The 16,544-nt window shown below is 62.7% G+C and carries 19 protein-coding genes; 7 read left to right on the forward strand and 12 right to left on the reverse strand.

Annotation, left to right across the window (positions count from 1 at the left end; genetic code table 11):
- Window positions 1–897 (reverse strand): helix-turn-helix transcriptional regulator, encoded by an 897-nt coding sequence (locus ACBG85_RS27765; RefSeq protein WP_372025592.1) that lies wholly within the window; start codon window positions 895–897, stop codon window positions 1–3.
- Window positions 898–1,031: 134 nt separating this feature from the next.
- On the opposite strand from ACBG85_RS27765, the gene ACBG85_RS27770 reads away from it, so the two are divergent.
- The 3 genes from ACBG85_RS27770 (at window position 1,032) to ACBG85_RS27780 (ending at window position 4,793) form a co-directional block, all read left to right on the forward strand.
- Entirely contained in the window at window positions 1,032–2,054 is a 1,023-nt protein-coding gene (locus ACBG85_RS27770) for a zinc-dependent alcohol dehydrogenase family protein (protein WP_372025593.1), read from the forward strand.
- A 397-nt stretch (window positions 2,055–2,451) separates the two neighbouring features.
- Entirely contained in the window at window positions 2,452–4,287 is a 1,836-nt protein-coding gene (locus ACBG85_RS27775) for an acyl-CoA dehydrogenase (RefSeq protein ID WP_193594772.1), read from the forward strand.
- 26 nt (window positions 4,288–4,313) lie between these two features.
- Window positions 4,314–4,793: a hypothetical protein gene (locus ACBG85_RS27780; protein ID WP_372025595.1), complete on the forward strand. Its 480-nt coding sequence runs from the start codon at window positions 4,314–4,316 to the stop codon at window positions 4,791–4,793.
- 18 nt (window positions 4,794–4,811) lie between these two features.
- On the opposite strand, the gene ACBG85_RS27785 is transcribed toward ACBG85_RS27780, so the two are convergent.
- From ACBG85_RS27785 to ACBG85_RS27795, 3 genes are read right to left on the reverse strand one after another with little or no spacing between them, the layout of a single operon-like run.
- Complete coding sequence (locus tag ACBG85_RS27785) at window positions 4,812–5,516, reverse strand: hypothetical protein (RefSeq protein WP_372025596.1); 705 nt, start codon at window positions 5,514–5,516, stop codon at window positions 4,812–4,814.
- Window positions 5,513–6,541, reverse strand: a complete 1,029-nt coding sequence (locus ACBG85_RS27790) for an NAD(P)H-dependent flavin oxidoreductase (RefSeq protein ID WP_372025598.1) — start codon at window positions 6,539–6,541, stop codon at window positions 5,513–5,515. The genes ACBG85_RS27785 and ACBG85_RS27790 overlap by 4 nt, the downstream gene beginning before the upstream one ends.
- A 45-nt stretch (window positions 6,542–6,586) precedes the next feature.
- Window positions 6,587–7,789 (reverse strand): YbfB/YjiJ family MFS transporter, encoded by a 1,203-nt coding sequence (locus ACBG85_RS27795; protein ID WP_372025600.1) that lies wholly within the window; start codon window positions 7,787–7,789, stop codon window positions 6,587–6,589.
- 95 nt (window positions 7,790–7,884) lie between these two features.
- On the opposite strand from ACBG85_RS27795, the gene ACBG85_RS27800 reads away from it, so the two are divergent.
- The 3 genes from ACBG85_RS27800 to ACBG85_RS27810 all read left to right on the forward strand — a co-directional run bounded on the left by ACBG85_RS27800 (window position 7,885) and on the right by ACBG85_RS27810 (window position 10,022).
- Complete coding sequence (locus ACBG85_RS27800; RefSeq protein ID WP_166502836.1) at window positions 7,885–8,805, forward strand: LysR family transcriptional regulator; 921 nt, start codon at window positions 7,885–7,887, stop codon at window positions 8,803–8,805.
- Window positions 8,802–9,488 carry a hypothetical protein gene (locus tag ACBG85_RS27805; protein WP_372025602.1) on the forward strand — a complete coding sequence of 229 codons (687 nt, stop codon included), beginning with the start codon at window positions 8,802–8,804 and terminating at the stop codon, window positions 9,486–9,488. The genes ACBG85_RS27800 and ACBG85_RS27805 overlap by 4 nt, the downstream gene beginning before the upstream one ends.
- A 96-nt stretch (window positions 9,489–9,584) precedes the next feature.
- On the forward strand, window positions 9,585–10,022 hold the full coding sequence (locus tag ACBG85_RS27810; protein WP_007735601.1) for an SRPBCC family protein: 438 nt from the start codon (window positions 9,585–9,587) through the stop codon (window positions 10,020–10,022).
- 21 nt (window positions 10,023–10,043) lie between these two features.
- On the opposite strand, the gene ACBG85_RS27815 is transcribed toward ACBG85_RS27810, so the two are convergent.
- Window positions 10,044–10,508 (reverse strand): hypothetical protein, encoded by a 465-nt coding sequence (locus ACBG85_RS27815; protein WP_030537166.1) that lies wholly within the window; start codon window positions 10,506–10,508, stop codon window positions 10,044–10,046.
- Between the two features lie 141 nt (window positions 10,509–10,649).
- On the reverse strand, window positions 10,650–11,276 hold the full coding sequence (locus ACBG85_RS27820) for a class I SAM-dependent methyltransferase (protein ID WP_209910478.1): 627 nt from the start codon (window positions 11,274–11,276) through the stop codon (window positions 10,650–10,652).
- A gap of 105 nt (window positions 11,277–11,381) precedes the next feature.
- Between ACBG85_RS27820 and ACBG85_RS27825 the strand changes: the two genes are divergently transcribed.
- Window positions 11,382–11,630, forward strand: a complete 249-nt coding sequence (locus ACBG85_RS27825; protein ID WP_328599594.1) for a DUF3253 domain-containing protein — start codon at window positions 11,382–11,384, stop codon at window positions 11,628–11,630.
- 42 nt (window positions 11,631–11,672) lie between these two features.
- Here the strand turns inward: ACBG85_RS27825 and ACBG85_RS27830 are convergent, their stop codons facing one another.
- The 6 genes from ACBG85_RS27830 to ACBG85_RS27855 all read right to left on the reverse strand — a co-directional run bounded on the left by ACBG85_RS27830 (window position 11,673) and on the right by ACBG85_RS27855 (window position 16,514).
- Window positions 11,673–12,539 (reverse strand): NmrA family NAD(P)-binding protein, encoded by an 867-nt coding sequence (locus ACBG85_RS27830; protein ID WP_372025604.1) that lies wholly within the window; start codon window positions 12,537–12,539, stop codon window positions 11,673–11,675.
- A gap of 54 nt (window positions 12,540–12,593) precedes the next feature.
- The gene (locus tag ACBG85_RS27835; protein WP_372025605.1) at window positions 12,594–12,812 is read right to left on the reverse strand and encodes a hypothetical protein; all 219 of its coding nucleotides are present in this window, start codon (window positions 12,810–12,812) and stop codon (window positions 12,594–12,596) included.
- Window positions 12,752–13,093 carry a hypothetical protein gene (locus ACBG85_RS27840; protein WP_372025607.1) on the reverse strand — a complete coding sequence of 114 codons (342 nt, stop codon included), beginning with the start codon at window positions 13,091–13,093 and terminating at the stop codon, window positions 12,752–12,754. The genes ACBG85_RS27835 and ACBG85_RS27840 overlap by 61 nt, the downstream gene beginning before the upstream one ends.
- Before the next feature lie 122 nt (window positions 13,094–13,215).
- Window positions 13,216–13,734 carry a MarR family winged helix-turn-helix transcriptional regulator gene (locus ACBG85_RS27845; protein WP_003943230.1) on the reverse strand — a complete coding sequence of 173 codons (519 nt, stop codon included), beginning with the start codon at window positions 13,732–13,734 and terminating at the stop codon, window positions 13,216–13,218.
- 54 nt (window positions 13,735–13,788) lie between these two features.
- Window positions 13,789–15,249 carry an amidase gene (locus ACBG85_RS27850; RefSeq protein WP_372025609.1) on the reverse strand — a complete coding sequence of 487 codons (1,461 nt, stop codon included), beginning with the start codon at window positions 15,247–15,249 and terminating at the stop codon, window positions 13,789–13,791.
- Between the two features lie 38 nt (window positions 15,250–15,287).
- A complete protein-coding gene (locus tag ACBG85_RS27855) occupies window positions 15,288–16,514 on the reverse strand; it encodes an MFS transporter (RefSeq protein ID WP_372025611.1) in 1,227 nt (408 codons plus the stop codon).
- Between the last annotated feature and the right edge of the window lie 30 nt (window positions 16,515–16,544).

Genomic DNA, 16,544 nt, shown 5'->3' on the forward strand with positions numbered 1-16,544 from the left:
TCAGCCGTCCGTCAGCGACCGCTCCGACACGTGAGGCGAAGAGTCCGCATTCTCACTGGCTGCCAACGAGGCGAGTAACTGCATCCGTTCCGCGGACGGCGATCCCGGCTCTGCGGTGTAGATCGTGAGCGTCAACCCCGGCTCGGCGGCCATCTCCAAACCTTCGAAGGCAAGCGTCAGCTCCCCCACGGCGGAGTGGTGAAAAGTCTTGAATCCGGTGCCGTGATGGCGGACGTCGTGCGCGCCCCACCGACGCCGGAATTCCTCACTCCGAGTGCTGAGTTCACCGATCAGATCGTGCAATTCCTTGTTGTGAGGATCTCGCCCGGCCTCGGTTCGCAGAATCGAGACGGTCACCTCGGCAAACGCGTTCCAGTCCGGACAAAACTCGAAAGCCCTTTCGTCGAGGAACGTGAAGCGCGCGATGTTCGGGGGCTGCCCCGGCATGTCGTACAGGTCCTTGTAAAACGCACGCGCGAGTGGGCTGACAGCAAGAAGATCCATGCGACCGTTCCGCACGAAAGCGGGTCCCGCGGTGACTGCATCAAGCGCCCACTGCAGGCTCTGATGGGGCTTCCAGCCCTTCGCATTTCGCCGACGCGGGGGCCTGGCTACCGGGCTTGCCGCGTGCGCGAGATCAAAAAGGTGGGCGCGCTCGGCGTCGTCGAGTCGTAGGGCCTTCGCGATACTGTCGAGTACACCCGGCGATGCGCCGCTGATCGCTCCGCGCTCGAGCCTCGTGTAGTACTCGACGCTCACGCCGGCGAGGGTTGCCACTTCACTTCGACGTAGACCGTCCACGCGGCGGTTCGATCCGGCCGGAAGTCCAACTTGTTCGGGCGTGACTCGGGCGCGCCGCGAGGTCAGGAATTCGCGTACTTGCGCTCGATCGTCCATGCCATCGAGCCTAAGTCAGTGACCGGTAGCGAGGGAGTCCCTCGCAGTACCACTATCGCGTGGGACTCCCGCACGCCGCCAAATCATGATCAGGTTGAAGTGACACGAGAAAACCGATGGTGAGGAGTCACGTCATGCGCGCTGTCGTCATGCATGCCCCCGGCGACGTCCGGGTCGAAGAGATCGAAGCGCCGGTGATCGTCGAACCGACCGACGCGATCATTCGCGTTACAGCCACCTGCGTCTGCGGTTCCGACCTCTGGCCGTACCGCGGCATCGAAGAGCTGAATGGCCCGACGCCGATGGGACACGAATACGTGGGCGTCGTCGAACAGGTCGGCCCCGACGTCAACGACATCGAAGTTGGGGACTTCGTCGTGGGCTCGTTCGTCGCGTCGGACAACACCTGCGAAATCTGCGAGGCCGGCTTTCAGTCTCGCTGTATCCACCAGGTCATGATGGGCTCGGTCGGCACCCAATCCGAATACGCTCGCATCCCGCTCGCGGACGGCACCCTCGTCCCTGTCCACGGAGAGCCGACCGAGCGGCAGGCCCGCAGCCTCCTTGCAGCCTCCGACGTACTCGGCACCGGTTGGTTCGCCGCGGTAGCTGCGGAAGCCGGACCTGGCAAAACGGTCGCCATCGTCGGCGACGGCGCAGTCGGACTTTTGGCGATCCTCGCTGCCAGACAACTCGGCGCCGAGCGGATCATTGCCATGTCACGTCACGCCGACCGGCAGGCACTCGCCACACAATTCGGCGCCACCGACATCGTCGAAGAGCGGGGCGACGCGGGCATCGCGAAGATCAAGGAACTCACCGGCGGCTACGGCGCCCACTCGACCGTCGAAGCCGTAGGCACCCAAGAATCGATGATGCAGGCTATCGGAGCTACCCGCCCCGGCGGACATGTCGGCTACGTCGGGGTATCCCACGGCGTCGAACTCGACGGCATGAACCTGTTCTTCGCGACGGTGAGCCTGCTCGGCGGTCCCGCGCCGGTCAGGCGATTCCTACCCGAACTGATCGAGCTCATCATGACCGACCAGATCGACCCAGGCATCGTCTTCGACCTCACTCTCCCGTTGGAGGACGCCGCCGCCGGCTACCAGGCGATGGACGAGCGGCGCGCCACCAAAGTGCTACTCACCCTCTGACCGATACCAAAGGCTCACGAGTCAGAACTGGGCTCTCCACGCCGATCGAGGAACGTCTCGGCTACCAACGAGAGGCGCTCTTGGTTTACCGAGCAGCATGTTCACTGATCACAGCGAATGCGTATGACGCCGAAGGTGAGGATGGGTACTTCTATTGGTGCGCAGCCGCTTTGATCCAAGAGGATGCTACGCGACTGATATGCACCCCCACCAGCGGAAACCGATTGTACGAGTGAATGTTTCAATGAGAGCGACTCGGCGCTACTTTGTAGCAACGAAACTCGTCTCTACCTACGGTTGCGTACTGAATTCCTTGTGGGGCAGGCTTTCTTGTGTACTGCTGACGAGCCGTATCTGCTGACGAACCGTATTGCTGACGAACCAAGGTCGGAGAACAATGGGTCACTACAAAAGCAACGTGCGTGATATCGAGTTCAATCTGTTCGAGGTACTCGGGATCGGCGAACTGCTGGATGCCGGCGCTTACGGGGACCTCGACACCGACACTGTGCGCAACATTCTTGCGGAAGTATCGAGGCTGGCAGAAGGCCCGGTCGCCGCGTCCTTCGCCGACGCGGATCGAAACCCTGTCGAATTCGACGCACCCAATCACGCCGTTGTGGTCCCGGAACCTCTACGCAAGACGGTCGAGGCGGTGAACGAGGCCGGTTGGTCGCGACTCGGCCTACCCGAAGGCATGGGTGGTGTTCCTGCTCCGGCGCCGTTGGTCTGGGCGATCGGCGAAATGTTGGTCGCGGCAAACGGATCCGCAAGCTTTTTCAACATGGGTCCACTGATGGCGAGCGTGCTCTACACCATCGGAAACGAACAGCAAAAACACTGGGCCAAAGAAGGATTCGAACGCGGATGGGCCGGAACGATGGTGCTCACCGAACCAGACGCCGGATCCGATGTAGGCGCAGGCCGAACAAAGGCAATCGCACAGGACGACGGCACCTGGCACATCGAGGGCGTCAAGCGGTTCATCTCCGGCGGCGACGTCGGAGACACGGCCGAGAACCTCTTCCACTTGGTGCTTGCCCGGCCCGAGGGCGCCGGTCCAGGAACCAAAGGTTTGAGCCTGTTCTACGTTCCGAAGTCCCACTTCAACTCGGACACACTTGAACTGGGAGAGCGCAACGGTGTCTACGTCACCGGCGTCGAGCACAAGATGGGCCTCAAGTCTTCCCCAACTTGCGAGCTCACCTTCGGAGCGACGGACGTTCCTGCCGTCGGCTGGCTCGTGGGTGATGTCCACAACGGTATCGCCCAGATGTTCCAGGTCATCGAGAATGCTCGAATGATGGTGGGCACCAAGGCTACCGGAACACTGTCCACCGGCTATCTCAACGCCCTCGAGTACGCAAAAGAACGAATTCAAGGTGCAGACCTTACCGAGCTGACAAACAAAACCGCGCCCCGCGTGGCCATTACGCACCACCCCGACGTCCGACGCAGCCTGGCGATGCAGAAGGCCTACGCCGAAGGCCTCCGAGCGGTCTACCTCTACACCGCTGCACACCAGAATGCCGATGTCGCCGAGTTGGTTTCGGGGGCGGATGCCGAACTGGCGGCGCGGGTCAACGATCTGCTGCTGCCGATCGTCAAGGGCGTCGGCTCCGAGAAGGCCTACGAACTGCTCACCGAGAGCCTGCAGACCCTGGGCGGCTCCGGTTATCTTCAGGACTACCCCATCGAGCAGTACATCCGCGATGCCAAGATCGACACCCTGTACGAGGGCACCACGGCAATCCAGGCGCAGGACTTCTTCTTTCGAAAGATCGCACGCGACCGCGGCGTTGCGCTCGCTCACGTAGCCGGTCGCATACGAGAGTTCATCGACAGTGAGGCCGGGAACGGTCGACTCAAGGCCGAGCGAGTCCTACTCGAGACCGCCTTGACCGACGTGCAGGAGATGGCCGGGACGCTCACCGGGTATCTGATGGCTTCCCAGGACCAACCCTCCGAGTTGTACAAGATAGGCCTCGGCTCGGTGCGCTTTCTGTACGCGGTAGGCGACCTGCTCATCGGATGGCGCCTGTTGGTGCAAGCGGAAGTCGCGTTGGCAGCCTTGGACCGTGACGCGTCGGCAAAGGACCGGTCGTTCTATCGGGGCAAGGTGGTCATCGCGTCATACTTCGCCAAGAACATCCTGCCCGTCCTGGCGTCGACCAAAGAAATCCTGGGTTCCCTCGACAACGAGATCATGGAACTCGAGGAAGACGCATTCTGACAACGTGCCATAGTGAAGGCATGTATATGCCCGACTTCGACTACGTGGGGGTCTGGAGCTTTCCGATCATGGGGCCGGATGCACTAGACGACGCTCCCGCCAACGTCGTCGAGGCGTGCCAGGCTGTCGGCAAGGATCTGCAATGCCGCTGGCACGGCCCTGATACGTACATGCAGAACTGCGTGTGGACGGTCTCGTTGCTCGATGACGGCCACTGCCACCTCGCGCTCGACGCTGGACCACGGCCAAAGTACAAGAGTGCAGGAACCAGCCCGTTGAGGGGCTTCGGGTTTGGCGGGCCGCACACCGAACAGCCTGTACAAGAGTTGACGGCCCTGATCGCCGGCGAAGTCCAGGACGAGCTGGCCGGCGGATTTCCCTTTGTGCACTGGCCCATCGAAAAGGACCGATTCTTGATGCCGACATTGCGTGCCGGACGCGCGGTATGGGTGGTTCGTAGCTCGGATCGCATTGTCGCCGAGATCGGCGAACTCTGCCCGAGATGAGAATGCTTGCTGCGTGATTCAAACGTGGTCGTGAACCGGCGACGGAATCTTGTTGGAACGATAAGAGTCTGCGCTCCGGTTCGGCCGCCAGAGACGCCAGTGCTTCGCGGACAGCCGGAACGGGAGATGGTCTTGTAGGTGACGAGCACCGGACGACAACCGTTCGTCTGCAGGCAGGTTGAGCCACAGGGACAGTGACGATGTCGCGTTGCCGAGGGTTGCGCGTATGCCTGAGTCACCCAGAGTCTGGCCGTATCCATCCACGGCAAAACGGCCGAACGCGTCAGGGGTGATGTCGGGGTACGGCGCGCGGGTGTCCGGGTCGATCAGGCGTACGGGCGCACTGTAGGTCAGTGCCGCCAAAGAACGTCCGTGGGTTGTGACCGCATCGGAACCAACGAGGGCATCGAGCGCTTCGTTGACAGAACCAGGTGGGACGTTCCATTCGGTATGGGTTTGCGCTTTGTAGCGGGGCCCACCGAAGATCCCGGTGGCAAGCTCTGTCAATTGCGCGGTCGGCGCGGGTGGCCCGCCCTGGCGGATCTCTAATGTCCACGACGGCAACGACACTGGTTCGGTGCAGGCTTCCAGAAATGTCTGCAGGCGTTGAAATGCCACGTCGGGGCGCTTGACTCGAAGCGAGTGTGCACCACCGGCGGACCTGGGCAGCCCGTCGTATGTCACTACCTCGGGCAATGTGATGTTCGGTGTCCGCGCCGTCACAGGTTAGCCAATCGCGAAAGCACTACCCCGGCTGGTTCCTCCGTCGCGTGGCGATAGCCAGTACCGGCCCACAGGTGCATTCGCTCGGGATCTGCCTGCGCAACAGCGGCTTTGCGCATCGGGTTGGTCAGGTGATGGATGGCCGGGTACCCGATGGGCGCTTGTGCGTCGTAGCGATCGATGAACTCGTTCCGAAGCGCCCGTGCAGGACGTCCCGTGAAAGCTCTTGTGACGACCGTGTTCCCGCGGGACGTGTCGGCCAGAGCTGCCTTGTGCGGAGCCGAGGCACCACTCTCCTCGGTGCGCAGCAGCACAGTACCGACCACTGCCGCGTCCGCTCCGGCACGTAAGGCAGCAGCGACGTCGGCGGAGGTCGCCAGTCCACCGGCCGCCAATAGCGGAACCGACGTGCGGTGACGGATCTGAGCGATCAATTCGGTGATCGGTGTTTCTGCCGGAACCTGCAGGGGGGTGAGCGTTCCGGAGTGGCCGCCGGCAGCCGACGATTGCACGACAAGCAGATCGGCACCGGCGTCGACGGCAAGGAGCGCCTCTGCCTCCGAAGTCACTGTGAGGACGACAAGTGAACCGGCAGCGCGCAGCGCCTTGATGACGCCCGGTGCGGGAAAGCCGAAGGTGAAGCTGACCACCGGAACCGGGCTGGCCAGGAGCAGATCGATCTTGTCCGCGAAATAGTCGTCGTCTTCGACCGGCTCACCGTCAGCCAGTGTGATGCCGTAGCGATCCGCCTCGACCTGGATCGCCCTGGCATAGGCACGGTAGGCATCGACATCGACAGGCACCGGGTTGGGCGCAAAGACGTTGACACCGAACGACACTCCCTCGGTGCGCACGGCGTCGATCTGTTCGGACAGAGCCTGAGGCGTCTTGTACCCGGCGGCGAGGAAGCCGAGACCGCCTGCGCGAGAGGCAGCAGCAACAAGTGCCGGTGTGGAAGCGCCGCCGGCCATGGGCGCTGCGATGACAGGGACCTTCAGGTCGAGATCGGTTGTGAGTGCGCTCATTCGAACATCTCCAGTCCTACGTCGGATAGTGCTCCGGCCGTTTCGTCATCTGACATCAAAAACTACCTCCTCAGTCGAGGTGGCCGTCCGAGGGTCCGCATCGAGATCGGAAGGGAATCGGAACCGCAAAACCGCGGCGGCCACTGCCGCGCCCAGAACGACGGCCGCACCCAACAGCAGAGCGTCGCGATACCCGTCTCGCAGCAACGGAGTGACAACGAGTGGGCCGAGAATCTGACCGACGCTGTATCCAGCGGTCAGCAACGCCACGGCGCGTGGGAACTGCAGGTGCGCGCCGATTGCCAACACAATTGACCCGACACCAAGGAAGGTGACACCGAACAGGAAAGCTGAAATCAGTGCGGGGCCGACGCCTCCGATCACAGCAGGAAGCGCTATGCCCACCGCCTGAATCAACAGGGCAACGAGAAGCAGCGTCGGCCTCGACCAACGCAGGCTGAGCCAAGCCCACAGGGCGCATGACGGAAATGCGGCCAACCCGACCACTATCCAGGCACCGCTGCCCACCCATTGCGGAGCGGCCAGATCTATTGCGGCAACTAGGAACGTGCCCGCGATGATGTAGCCGATGCCTTCCAGGAAGTAACTGATGAACAAGGCAGTGAACCCGCGATGGGAACTGGGAGTTCCCGGCGCGTCCGGCGTGATGATCGGACGCGGTTCCGGCGTCAATCCCCAGGCTGCGACCGCACACACCACTGCAAGGGCCGCAGATGCCAGCCAGGCTGTACTCCAGGTACCGATGACGCGGACGACGAACACGAGGACCCCGGACAGGGCGATACCCAGCCCAACTCCGCCGAATCCCCATCCGGCCAGGAATTGGGACTGCCCCCGAAGGTGCGCGTGCAAAGCGCTGACGGCGATCATGAATACGAGGGCACTGGCAATGCCTGCGATGAGCCGCAGGGCGAACCAGATGGATCCGTCGTGGGTAGTGGGCATGAGCGCCAAAGTCGCGATGAGGACCACCAACGACGTACGCATCACCGCTGCCGAGCGCACCACGCCGGGAATGAGGATTCCCGCGAGCGCGCCGATCAGGTACCCGATGTAGTTGGCCGTCGCCAGGGTGGCGCCGAGCGAGGCGGACAGACCGGCCTGCGTGTGCATCAACGGCAGAATCGGTGTGTAGACGAATCGACCGATTCCCATGCTCGCCGCCAGCGCAGCGGCAGCTTGGACAGCGTGCGCTCGCGAGGAGACGCCGTTGCGGATTGTGGTCATGGTCTTATCGTGTGCCCCGGCCGCGCCGGACCGCCACGACCGCTTTGCTCCTGACTGATAGGCGCAACCTCCCACCGCACGTAGCATGAAGGATCGTGGAGCTGCGTCAGCTGAGATACTTCGAGGTCGTCGCCGAGGAACTGCACTTCGGCCGAGCCGCGGCAAGACTACTGATCGCCGGGCCGTCATTGTCGCAGCAGATCATGGCACTCGAGCGCGACCTCGGCGTCAAGCTGTTCGTCCGCGACCGCCGTTCCGTCGCTCTGACGCCAGCCGGCGCGGCCTTGCTCCCTGATGTCCGTGTGCTACTCGAGAATGCCGAGAATCTGCGGTGCCGCGCGGAGCGTCTGTCCGGAGCAGAGCCCGTCCGGATCGGCTACGTCAATTGGCTCCCCACGGATCTGATCGCGCGCACTTCAGGGGTCGCGCAACTGCACGTCGACGCCTGGGTGGTGCCATCACACGCACAGGCCGCGCGGGTAGCGGACGGCAGCCTCGACCTGGCGATCGCCTGGGTGCGGAAAACCGATGTCGCCCAACATGCTCTGAGCGCGAAACTGCTCGGTGCGGATCGGCTCTACGCGGTCTCCACCGGAGAGGACACCACACCGGTGCGGGCACGCGACGTCGTCGTACTCGTCGACGACGACACCACCTCCTGGTATTCGTGGAACGTCTTCGCCGAAGAATTCGCTCGCGATACCGGCGCACAGATCCTGCGCATCAACGACGGTGGTATCACCGGTCCGGCATTCTTCGATCACGTCCGTGCCGTCGGCCGTCCGGTCGTCAACTCGCCCAAAGGGCAGACCATCACGTTGCCAAGCGATCTCACTGCACGTCCGGTGATCGACCCCGCGGCGATCTGGACGTGGTCACTCCTGTGCCGCGAGAACGAAACGCGCCCTGCAGTTCTCGCGGCCGTCGACGCTCTCACCCGCGGCGTCACTGATCTCGAAATCCACGAAGACGGGATATGGCTACCCATGGACGATCCTTACCGGAGGACTCGATGACACGACGCGCTATTCGAGTTTTCTGGGGACGACGGCCGGAATCGGTGCAGGCCGTGGCCTCCCGGTGGCGTCGGACGTTGGAGCAAGTCGAGTTCCTGTTGCCCGAGTCGGTCGACGGGTCGTGGCAACAGATCCATTCCGCTGGACCTGCTACTGCCGTGACCGTCGACCAGTTGGCACAGGCCCTCGAGAACGCGCAGGCCGCCGAAGACTGGTCGGATCGTCTGGGAATCGGATTGAGGCTCGTAGCCAGTGGAGGGTCCGAATGGGGGCTCGAACTCTCCGGCTTGGCGGGCGGCGAACCGGAAATCGTCCTACAGTCGATGATTCTCGCTGTCAGCGCGCCGGACGCCGCCGAAGTTCCTGAGACAGAACTACTTCGGATGCTCGCCGCGGTGTGGGAACCGGACTTCGGAGACGTCACCGACGACAACATCCTCGATGCTCTCGAAGACGAGTCCGACTATCGCGTCGGAGATCCCGTGATCGGCCGCTTCGGCTACCTCTCGGCCGCTCGCGCTGACGCGATCCCGGATGACCTGGCCGTAGACGTTACCGCGTTACCCGGCGGCGTGTTGCTGCAGATCAGGGCCGGCGATGGGGTCGTTTTGGCTTACGAGCGCCTGCGCGAGACCGGCGCACTCGATCCGCTTCCACGTCCACTGGACCGCGCAGTCTTCTGAAGGCGGTTACCGTTCGTCGAGTTTGGGTAGCCCGGGCGTCGGAACGAAGTCTCGCCTCGGCACTACCGCCGAAAAATGAACCGAAAGGCCCACCGCATGGTTGACGTCACCCGCAAATTCACCGCCGAGGTACCGATCGAAAAGGCTGCGGCGTTTCTCCGCGACTTCGCCAATGCGCCGACGTGGGATCCGGGCACCGAGAGTTGCACGCAGATCTCCGACGGTCCTGTCGGCGTCGGAACCCAATGGCACAACGTGTCGAAGCTGTTCGGCGTCACCACGGAACTGACGTACACGCTGGTGACCGACGAGCTGAATCACGTTGTTCTCGAAGGAAAGAACAAGACTGCCACCAGTACCGACGACATCACCTTGACTTCGGTGGGTCCGAACTCGACCGAGATCGAATATCACGCGAACGTCGAGTTCAACGGTGCCGCCAAGATTGCGTCGCCTCTCCTGAAGGCGGGATTCGAAGCCAAAGTGGCACCGGAGACGGTGAAGAAGATGACGGAAGCCCTCGAAGCGCTCTGACCGTCCGTCAGGTTCTTCTCACTATGGGTTGCCGCCGCTCGCGCCACCGTTGCGAGCTTCGATGGCGTCGATGGACTTCGTGAACGACTTTCCCAGCACTTGGGTGCCGACGAGTCCGAGTACCGACGCCAGGAGCTTTCCCTTGAGGTTCTTGCCGTCCCGGACCACGACGGCGTCGACATCGGTCAGACCCGTCGGTTGCCGGGTCAGCGTGTAGGTATGGCTCGACGCCCCGCCCCACAGGTTGGAGTCCGTGGTTGTCATCACGACGCGGTGCGGGTCGGTCCAGTCGTAGTGCAGACGCTCCCAAATACCACTGGAGCCCTCGGTGACATCAGCATCGTGGGGTCCTTGTTGGTGCACTTTCAGGTAGCTGTCCGCACTGCGGCCGAAGATTTCCTCACGGCCCGGGCCGAAGTCGGTCAGGCCGGCAAGGACCTGTTCGGGCGTCGCAGTGGTCGTCTTGTGAAGATGGATCGTGGTCATGGCGCCTTCTTTCAACTGTGGATGATCCGGTGCTGAAAAAGCCGGGAAGTGACTCATCCAGCACACCACTCACACGAAATGAATGAAAGAGAATTGCTCGCCCTGTCTCGATCCGCTGTCTCGATCCGCTGTCTCGATCCGCTATTCGACGCCGCGCCGGCTGGCAGTGATTGCGCCGTGCGGCCTGTAGCCGCTCCCCGTCCGGGTATGGGTCTCGATCACGTCGAAACCCGCTGTGACCAGCACCTCGGCAAGTTCGGTCACCGGCCATCGATAACCAGTCGTCGCGGCATGATCAAAAGGCTCTACCGTTGTGCCTTCGAAGAAGCCCACCAGCAACCCACCACCTGGGCGGATCACGCGCGCGAATTCAGCGAGCGGTGCCTCGATATCTTGCGGGTGATGGTGAATGAGCGAGTACCAGGACAGCACGCCGCCCAGTGAATTCGTTTTCGCGTCCAATGCCTCGAAGCCCCCGACCTCGAAGGAAAGATCCGGGTATCGGGTGCGGGCTCGTTCGACGAACTCGGGCACGAGATCGATCCCGCTCACAGCCAGCCCGCTCTGGGCCAGGAAGTCTGTCCACTGCCCCGGCCCGCACCCGGCGTCGAGCACGGGGCCGGTCAAAGTGGCAGCCCAGCTGGTCACCAGGGCCCGATCAGATACGTGCGTCGAATCCATCGAGCCGAAGAGGTCCGTGTACTCCTGGGATCTGGCCGAATACGACTCTCGGACTACGTCGCGGCGCGTTGCACTCGAATTCTCCACGCCGTCAATGATTATCGATGTGCACCATTCCTTCGCCACAACTCGCCGAACCGAAGGTTCATACTCTGTTGAAGGCCTACGGTCACGTCCGGAAACTGAGGTCATATGGTGGAAGAGAAAGAACTGGCGGCGAAGATCCGCGAACTACTCAGTGCCCGATCGGCCGAGTCGAGCATCTGCCCCTCCGACGTGGCCCGCGCAGCGGCACCCGACAATTGGCGTCCGCTGATGGAATCCGTCCGAGAGGCTGCCCGCCACATGGTGGCCGACGGCGAAGTGCAGATCACCCAGGGCGGCGAAGTCGTCGACCCGGAATCCGTACGAGGTCCGATCAGGATTCGGTGGGCTCGTTGATCAACCGCATGACTGCTGGCGGCACTGCTCTCGCAGCGTGTATCAGCGGAAACGGTCCAGATGCTCACGCAGGAACGCATCCAGGGTTCGTGGCTCACGCCCCAGGACACGTGCCACCGTGTCGGTGGGTGACTCCGGGCGCGAGACGGCAAGTTGCTGGATCTCCAGAATGTGCTCGGCCAGCCACGGAGGCATGTGGGCATGATCGACGAGGTTTTGCCGAAGTTCGTGCGGTGGCAGGTCGATATATTGGACGGGGCGATCGAGCATGCGGGTCAGAGAATCGGCGATGCCGCCGTAGCCGACTGCCTCGCTGCCCGTCAGGACGTAGGTGCCGCCGGCGAGGTCGGCGCGTGTGAGCACGGCCGCGGCGACGTCACCGATATCTCGGCAGTCGATCCAGTTGCACGGCGCGTCCCGCATCGCGCCCAGAATCACCCCTTGCGCAGCCACCGCCGGAGCCAGGAGCAACAGATTCTGCATGAACGCATAAGGGCGGAGCAGAGTGTGGCGGATCCCGGATGCACGCAGGTGTTCGCCGACGGCATGGTGGCCGCGGGAGAGAGCGATGGGGGAGTCGGCCGCGGCGGCGGGGTCGGAGATCTTGACGATGTGTTCGACGCCGCTCTCGGCGGCGATGTCGATCACACGCGTCTCGAGCTCGACCTGTTCGAGGCCGTTGGCCATGGCGAGGAAGAGTTGTTCGGCCCCTTCGAAAGCCGTCCGTAGCGAAGTTGGGTCTGAGGCATCGGCCGTCACTACTTCGACCAAACCGTCGGCCAAGTCGCCGAGGTGGGCGCGCAGCCTGTCCGGGTCGCGGGACAGCGCTCGGCTCGGCACACCCGAGGATGCGAGACTGTGTAGCAACGCGCCGCCTGTGGTTCCGGACGCTCCCATGATGACGATCATCGTGTTCCTCTCGGTCTTCCCCGGGAAGCCGGGATCTTTGACATGTGTTGTCGGTCAGGGATTCTGACGGCGCCATCGCCAGCTCACGATGACGGCAGCGACCGCGGCAGATATCGGCAGATCGAATTGCAGGCGAGCAAGCCAAGCGGCATCGACGATGCTCGTGTGTGCTGGTAGCCAACGGGAGGCGAACCACCCGACGAGACCAGCAATCACAGCGGCTCCGACGGCAAGAATTGCCGCCACATGACGCGAGGCAGGGCCGTGGTCCACGGCCGTGACCTCCCGCGACGCTGCAGCCAGGAGCCGATCAGCAACGCCACCACTGCCGACGTGCCCGCAATGGACGTAAATGCCGCCATCGTGAGGCCCGATTGGCCGGATGCGACTCCGCCCGCACCCGCCATCAGCGCAGGGGCAAGGTAGGCGACCAGCACCTCTCTCCACAGGGTGAAAGGTCGTGCGGCGCGACGATCGGCAACCGGGTCGAGTCGATTGGAATCGGTTATCTCCTTTTTGTTTTCGCGACGGATCGGCGGGGTGAGTCCGGACATGAAGGAGACCAACTTTCCGTTTATAATTAGGTGGCTAACTATTTGGGCATGGAAGGAGAAGCCTCTGTCGAGAATTGACGACGATTCGAAATCGCTACGCGAATGCCTGGAATCCCAGCCGACTACTCCGCAGTCAGCGCACCGATACCGCGAACGACCCGCGAGAGCAGATCCAGAAAAACCGCACGCTCGTCGACAGTGAGCTCGTCGACCATTTCCTCGAGACGAGCAAAGTGTTCGGGCGCCATGTCACGTAAACGCTGAGCGCCGCGAGCAGTCAGGACGACCACCGCACCACGCCCGTCCTCCGCGGACGGACGTCGAGCGACCAAACCCTCCTGCTCGAGCCCATCGACCAAGCCGGTGACCGTGGCCCGCGAGACGCCGAGATCAGCCGCCAGACGTGAGGGAGATTTCTCCCCGTCGTGGTCTTCCAGATCCGCAAGCAGTCGGTAACGGCCGGTCGACAGCCCATACCTCGCGAAGTGAACCTCAGTCGCTCGACCGAGCCGCGCGCCCGCCGAGATCAACCGCACCGCAACCAGCACCGCCTGCGGATCGGACCCGAGGCCGTAATGCTCCAACTGCCGCCGCGCCTGATCCAAAGTGGGTGAGTCGTGATCGGTTCCGTCCACTGCCATGCAACTAATATGGCACCTAACTACATTCTGGTCAACCCTCCACCAGAGCTAGCTTCAAACGCCGAACAATACCTGCGGGGCCGCATGGCAGTCCGGGTGATTGCCGGGATACGGCAGGACCTTCTCGAGGGCGATCCCAATCGCAAAGGCCGTCTGGTCGTCGTACGGTCGCGTAACTATCTGTGTGCCCGTGGGGATTCCGTTCCGAGCGAAACCGGTGGGGATTGTCAGCACCGGGCAGCTACTCAGGATGTTGAAGGTGATGGCCGGCACAGCCTCGAGGTAGAACTCCAATTCTGTTCCAGCCACATTGATTCCGTGCCCCACGTAGTCGTCGCCGGCAAGAAAGCCCTCCGTCGCCACTGCCGGAGTGATCAACGCGTCATAGGTGTCGAACAGGGATCCGATCGACGAATACAGTTCGACTTCGATCGCGAGTCCGTCGTGGAAAGTCGCGTCACCACGGGTGCGGCGTGCCCATCGCGCGAATTCCTTCGCGTACTCCGTGACTTTGTCGGGGTGCGCGGACGCTTCGGCGGAGATCGATGCACCGAACACGTGATCGTAGTGAATGGCGGCCGCACGCATGATTGCAGCGCGTGACAGGTCGACTTCGATGATCTCCGCGCGTGCGCCCAGCGCAGTGAGGGTGTCCACCAACTTGGCGGTGTTGGCGGCAGCGTCCGGATCAACCGGCCAGTCACCCAACGCGGGAATCACGGCAATACGCATTCCTGTCAACGAATGCGTTGCGAGGCCGGGCAGCGGCGATGCCGGCACATGCGAGGCAATGTCAGTGGAGCTCGGTCCCGCGATGACCGACTGCAGTGTGAGGCAATCACTTACGGTGCGAGCCATCGGACCGCAGTGGCAGTAGCGATCGAGATTGAAGGGCGGATCAACGGGGACACGGCCGTGCGGTGGCTTGAACCCGACAATTCCGTTGAGTGACGACGGAGTTCGGATCGAACCTGCAACATCGGAACCGGTAGCCAAGTGCGTCATCCCCGTGGCAAGTGCGACTGCCGATCCACCGGAAGACCCGCCGGAGGAGTATTTCGTGTTCCACGGATTGCGAGTGACGCCCCACAACTCGGACTGTGTGAACGCGGCCGAGGAGAATTCGGGCGCCGTCGATCGCGCGTGGACGATCGCACCGGCGTCGATGATTCGCTGCACGAAAGTGGAAGTGTGAGTGGCGATCACATCCTCATAGACCTTGGACCCTTGAGTCCAAGGTTGTCCTTGCACCGGTTCATCCTCTTTCACCACAACGGGAACACCGGCGAGCGGAAGGCTGACATCCGAGCCGCGGGCGTAGTGGCGTTCCGCTGACTTCGCTTGTGCTCGTGCAGTATCGAAGAAAGTGTGTCCCAATGCGTTCAAGGTCGGGTTGAGCGCCTCGATACGTTCGATGGTGGACTCGAGCACGTCCACCGGAGAAAGCGATTTGTCCCGATAGCGTTCGAGCATCTCGGCCACATCCATGAATGCCGAAACGGGTGTCTGGTGCATATCTGTTGTCCTGCCCCTATAAAGGTTTGTGTGGGCGACTAGTTTGTCAGTTCGCGCTTTGCCACGACGGGACTGCGGAATGTCGCGAGCAGCATTGCCAGAGTTGCGATTCCCGCGGCTGTCCAGAAGACCGTTTCGGAACCGGAGTGGTCGTGAATGCGTCCGCCCGCGAACGCACCGAGCGCGATGCTTGCATTGAAGACTGCAACCCACAGAGCAGAAGCGGCCTCGCGGTGAACGGGAGCTGCTTGTGCAATCCATGTTTGAGTACTCACCGATGCACCACCGTAGAAGAGGCCCCAAGCCGCCATGAGCAGAGCAGCTGCGATCAAGGTGGTAGCCGAGATCGGAAACAGGGCGAGTGTGACCGCTATTCCCACGCTGAGGCTGACGACCACCGCCTTCGGGGACTTTGCAGCGGACGGCCCGGCGATGAAGTTGCCGACGACACCGAATGCACCGTAGATCAGGAGCATTGTGCCGACCTGCGAAGCGTTCAACCCCGCGAAGAACTCCAGCCCCGGACGCACATAGGTGTACGCCGCGAAATGAGCGGTGACGATGAGCGCGGTAATCGCGAATCCGACCCGGACTCCTGGGTTCCGAAAGGCCGCCACGAGACTCCCGAGCGACAAGGCCCGATCAGCTGGCATCGTGGGTAGGACAGCGATCATGGCGATCGCGATCAGCGTCGCCGCGCAGCTGAGAGTCCAGAACGCCACGCTCCATCCGGCGACTGCCCCGATATACGTCCCAGCAGGGACACCGAGAACTGAGGCAACAGCGATTCCGCTGAAGATGATCGTGGTCGCCAACCCGACGGATCTGGTCTCCACCAACCTGGGAGCCAGGCTTGCGGCGAGCGCCCAGACTCCACCCATGCTCACGCCTAGAAGGACGCGAGCCACAGCGAGGACAACGAAGCTCGGAGCAAGGGCCGTGAGGGCGTTCGCCGCTGCGACTAACAGCATCAAGACGATGAGCGTCGACCGACGATCGAAGCGCCGGGTCACGATGGGCACAAACGGGGCAGTGGCCGCTGCCACCAATCCGGTAATGGCCAGTGAGAGCCCGATGGTCCCTTCGCTTTCCGCCAGGTCAGCACCGATCGGGGTGAGTAGCCCTACCGGCATCATCTCTGCCGCGACAACGATGAAGGTGGACGCTGCGATCAGGGCGACCGCAGCCCAGTGGTTCTCGATGGCGTGTGCGTGGGTTGAGGACGTGGGCGCGGGGCTGTTCTGCCCGGGCGCGGAATGTGGCATGTAACCAGAGAAGCTCCTGCACGCCGATGG

The sequence above is a fragment of the Rhodococcus sp. NyZ502 genome (assembly GCF_041464245.1).
Lineage (GTDB): Bacteria > Actinomycetota > Actinomycetes > Mycobacteriales > Mycobacteriaceae > Rhodococcus_F > Rhodococcus_F qingshengii.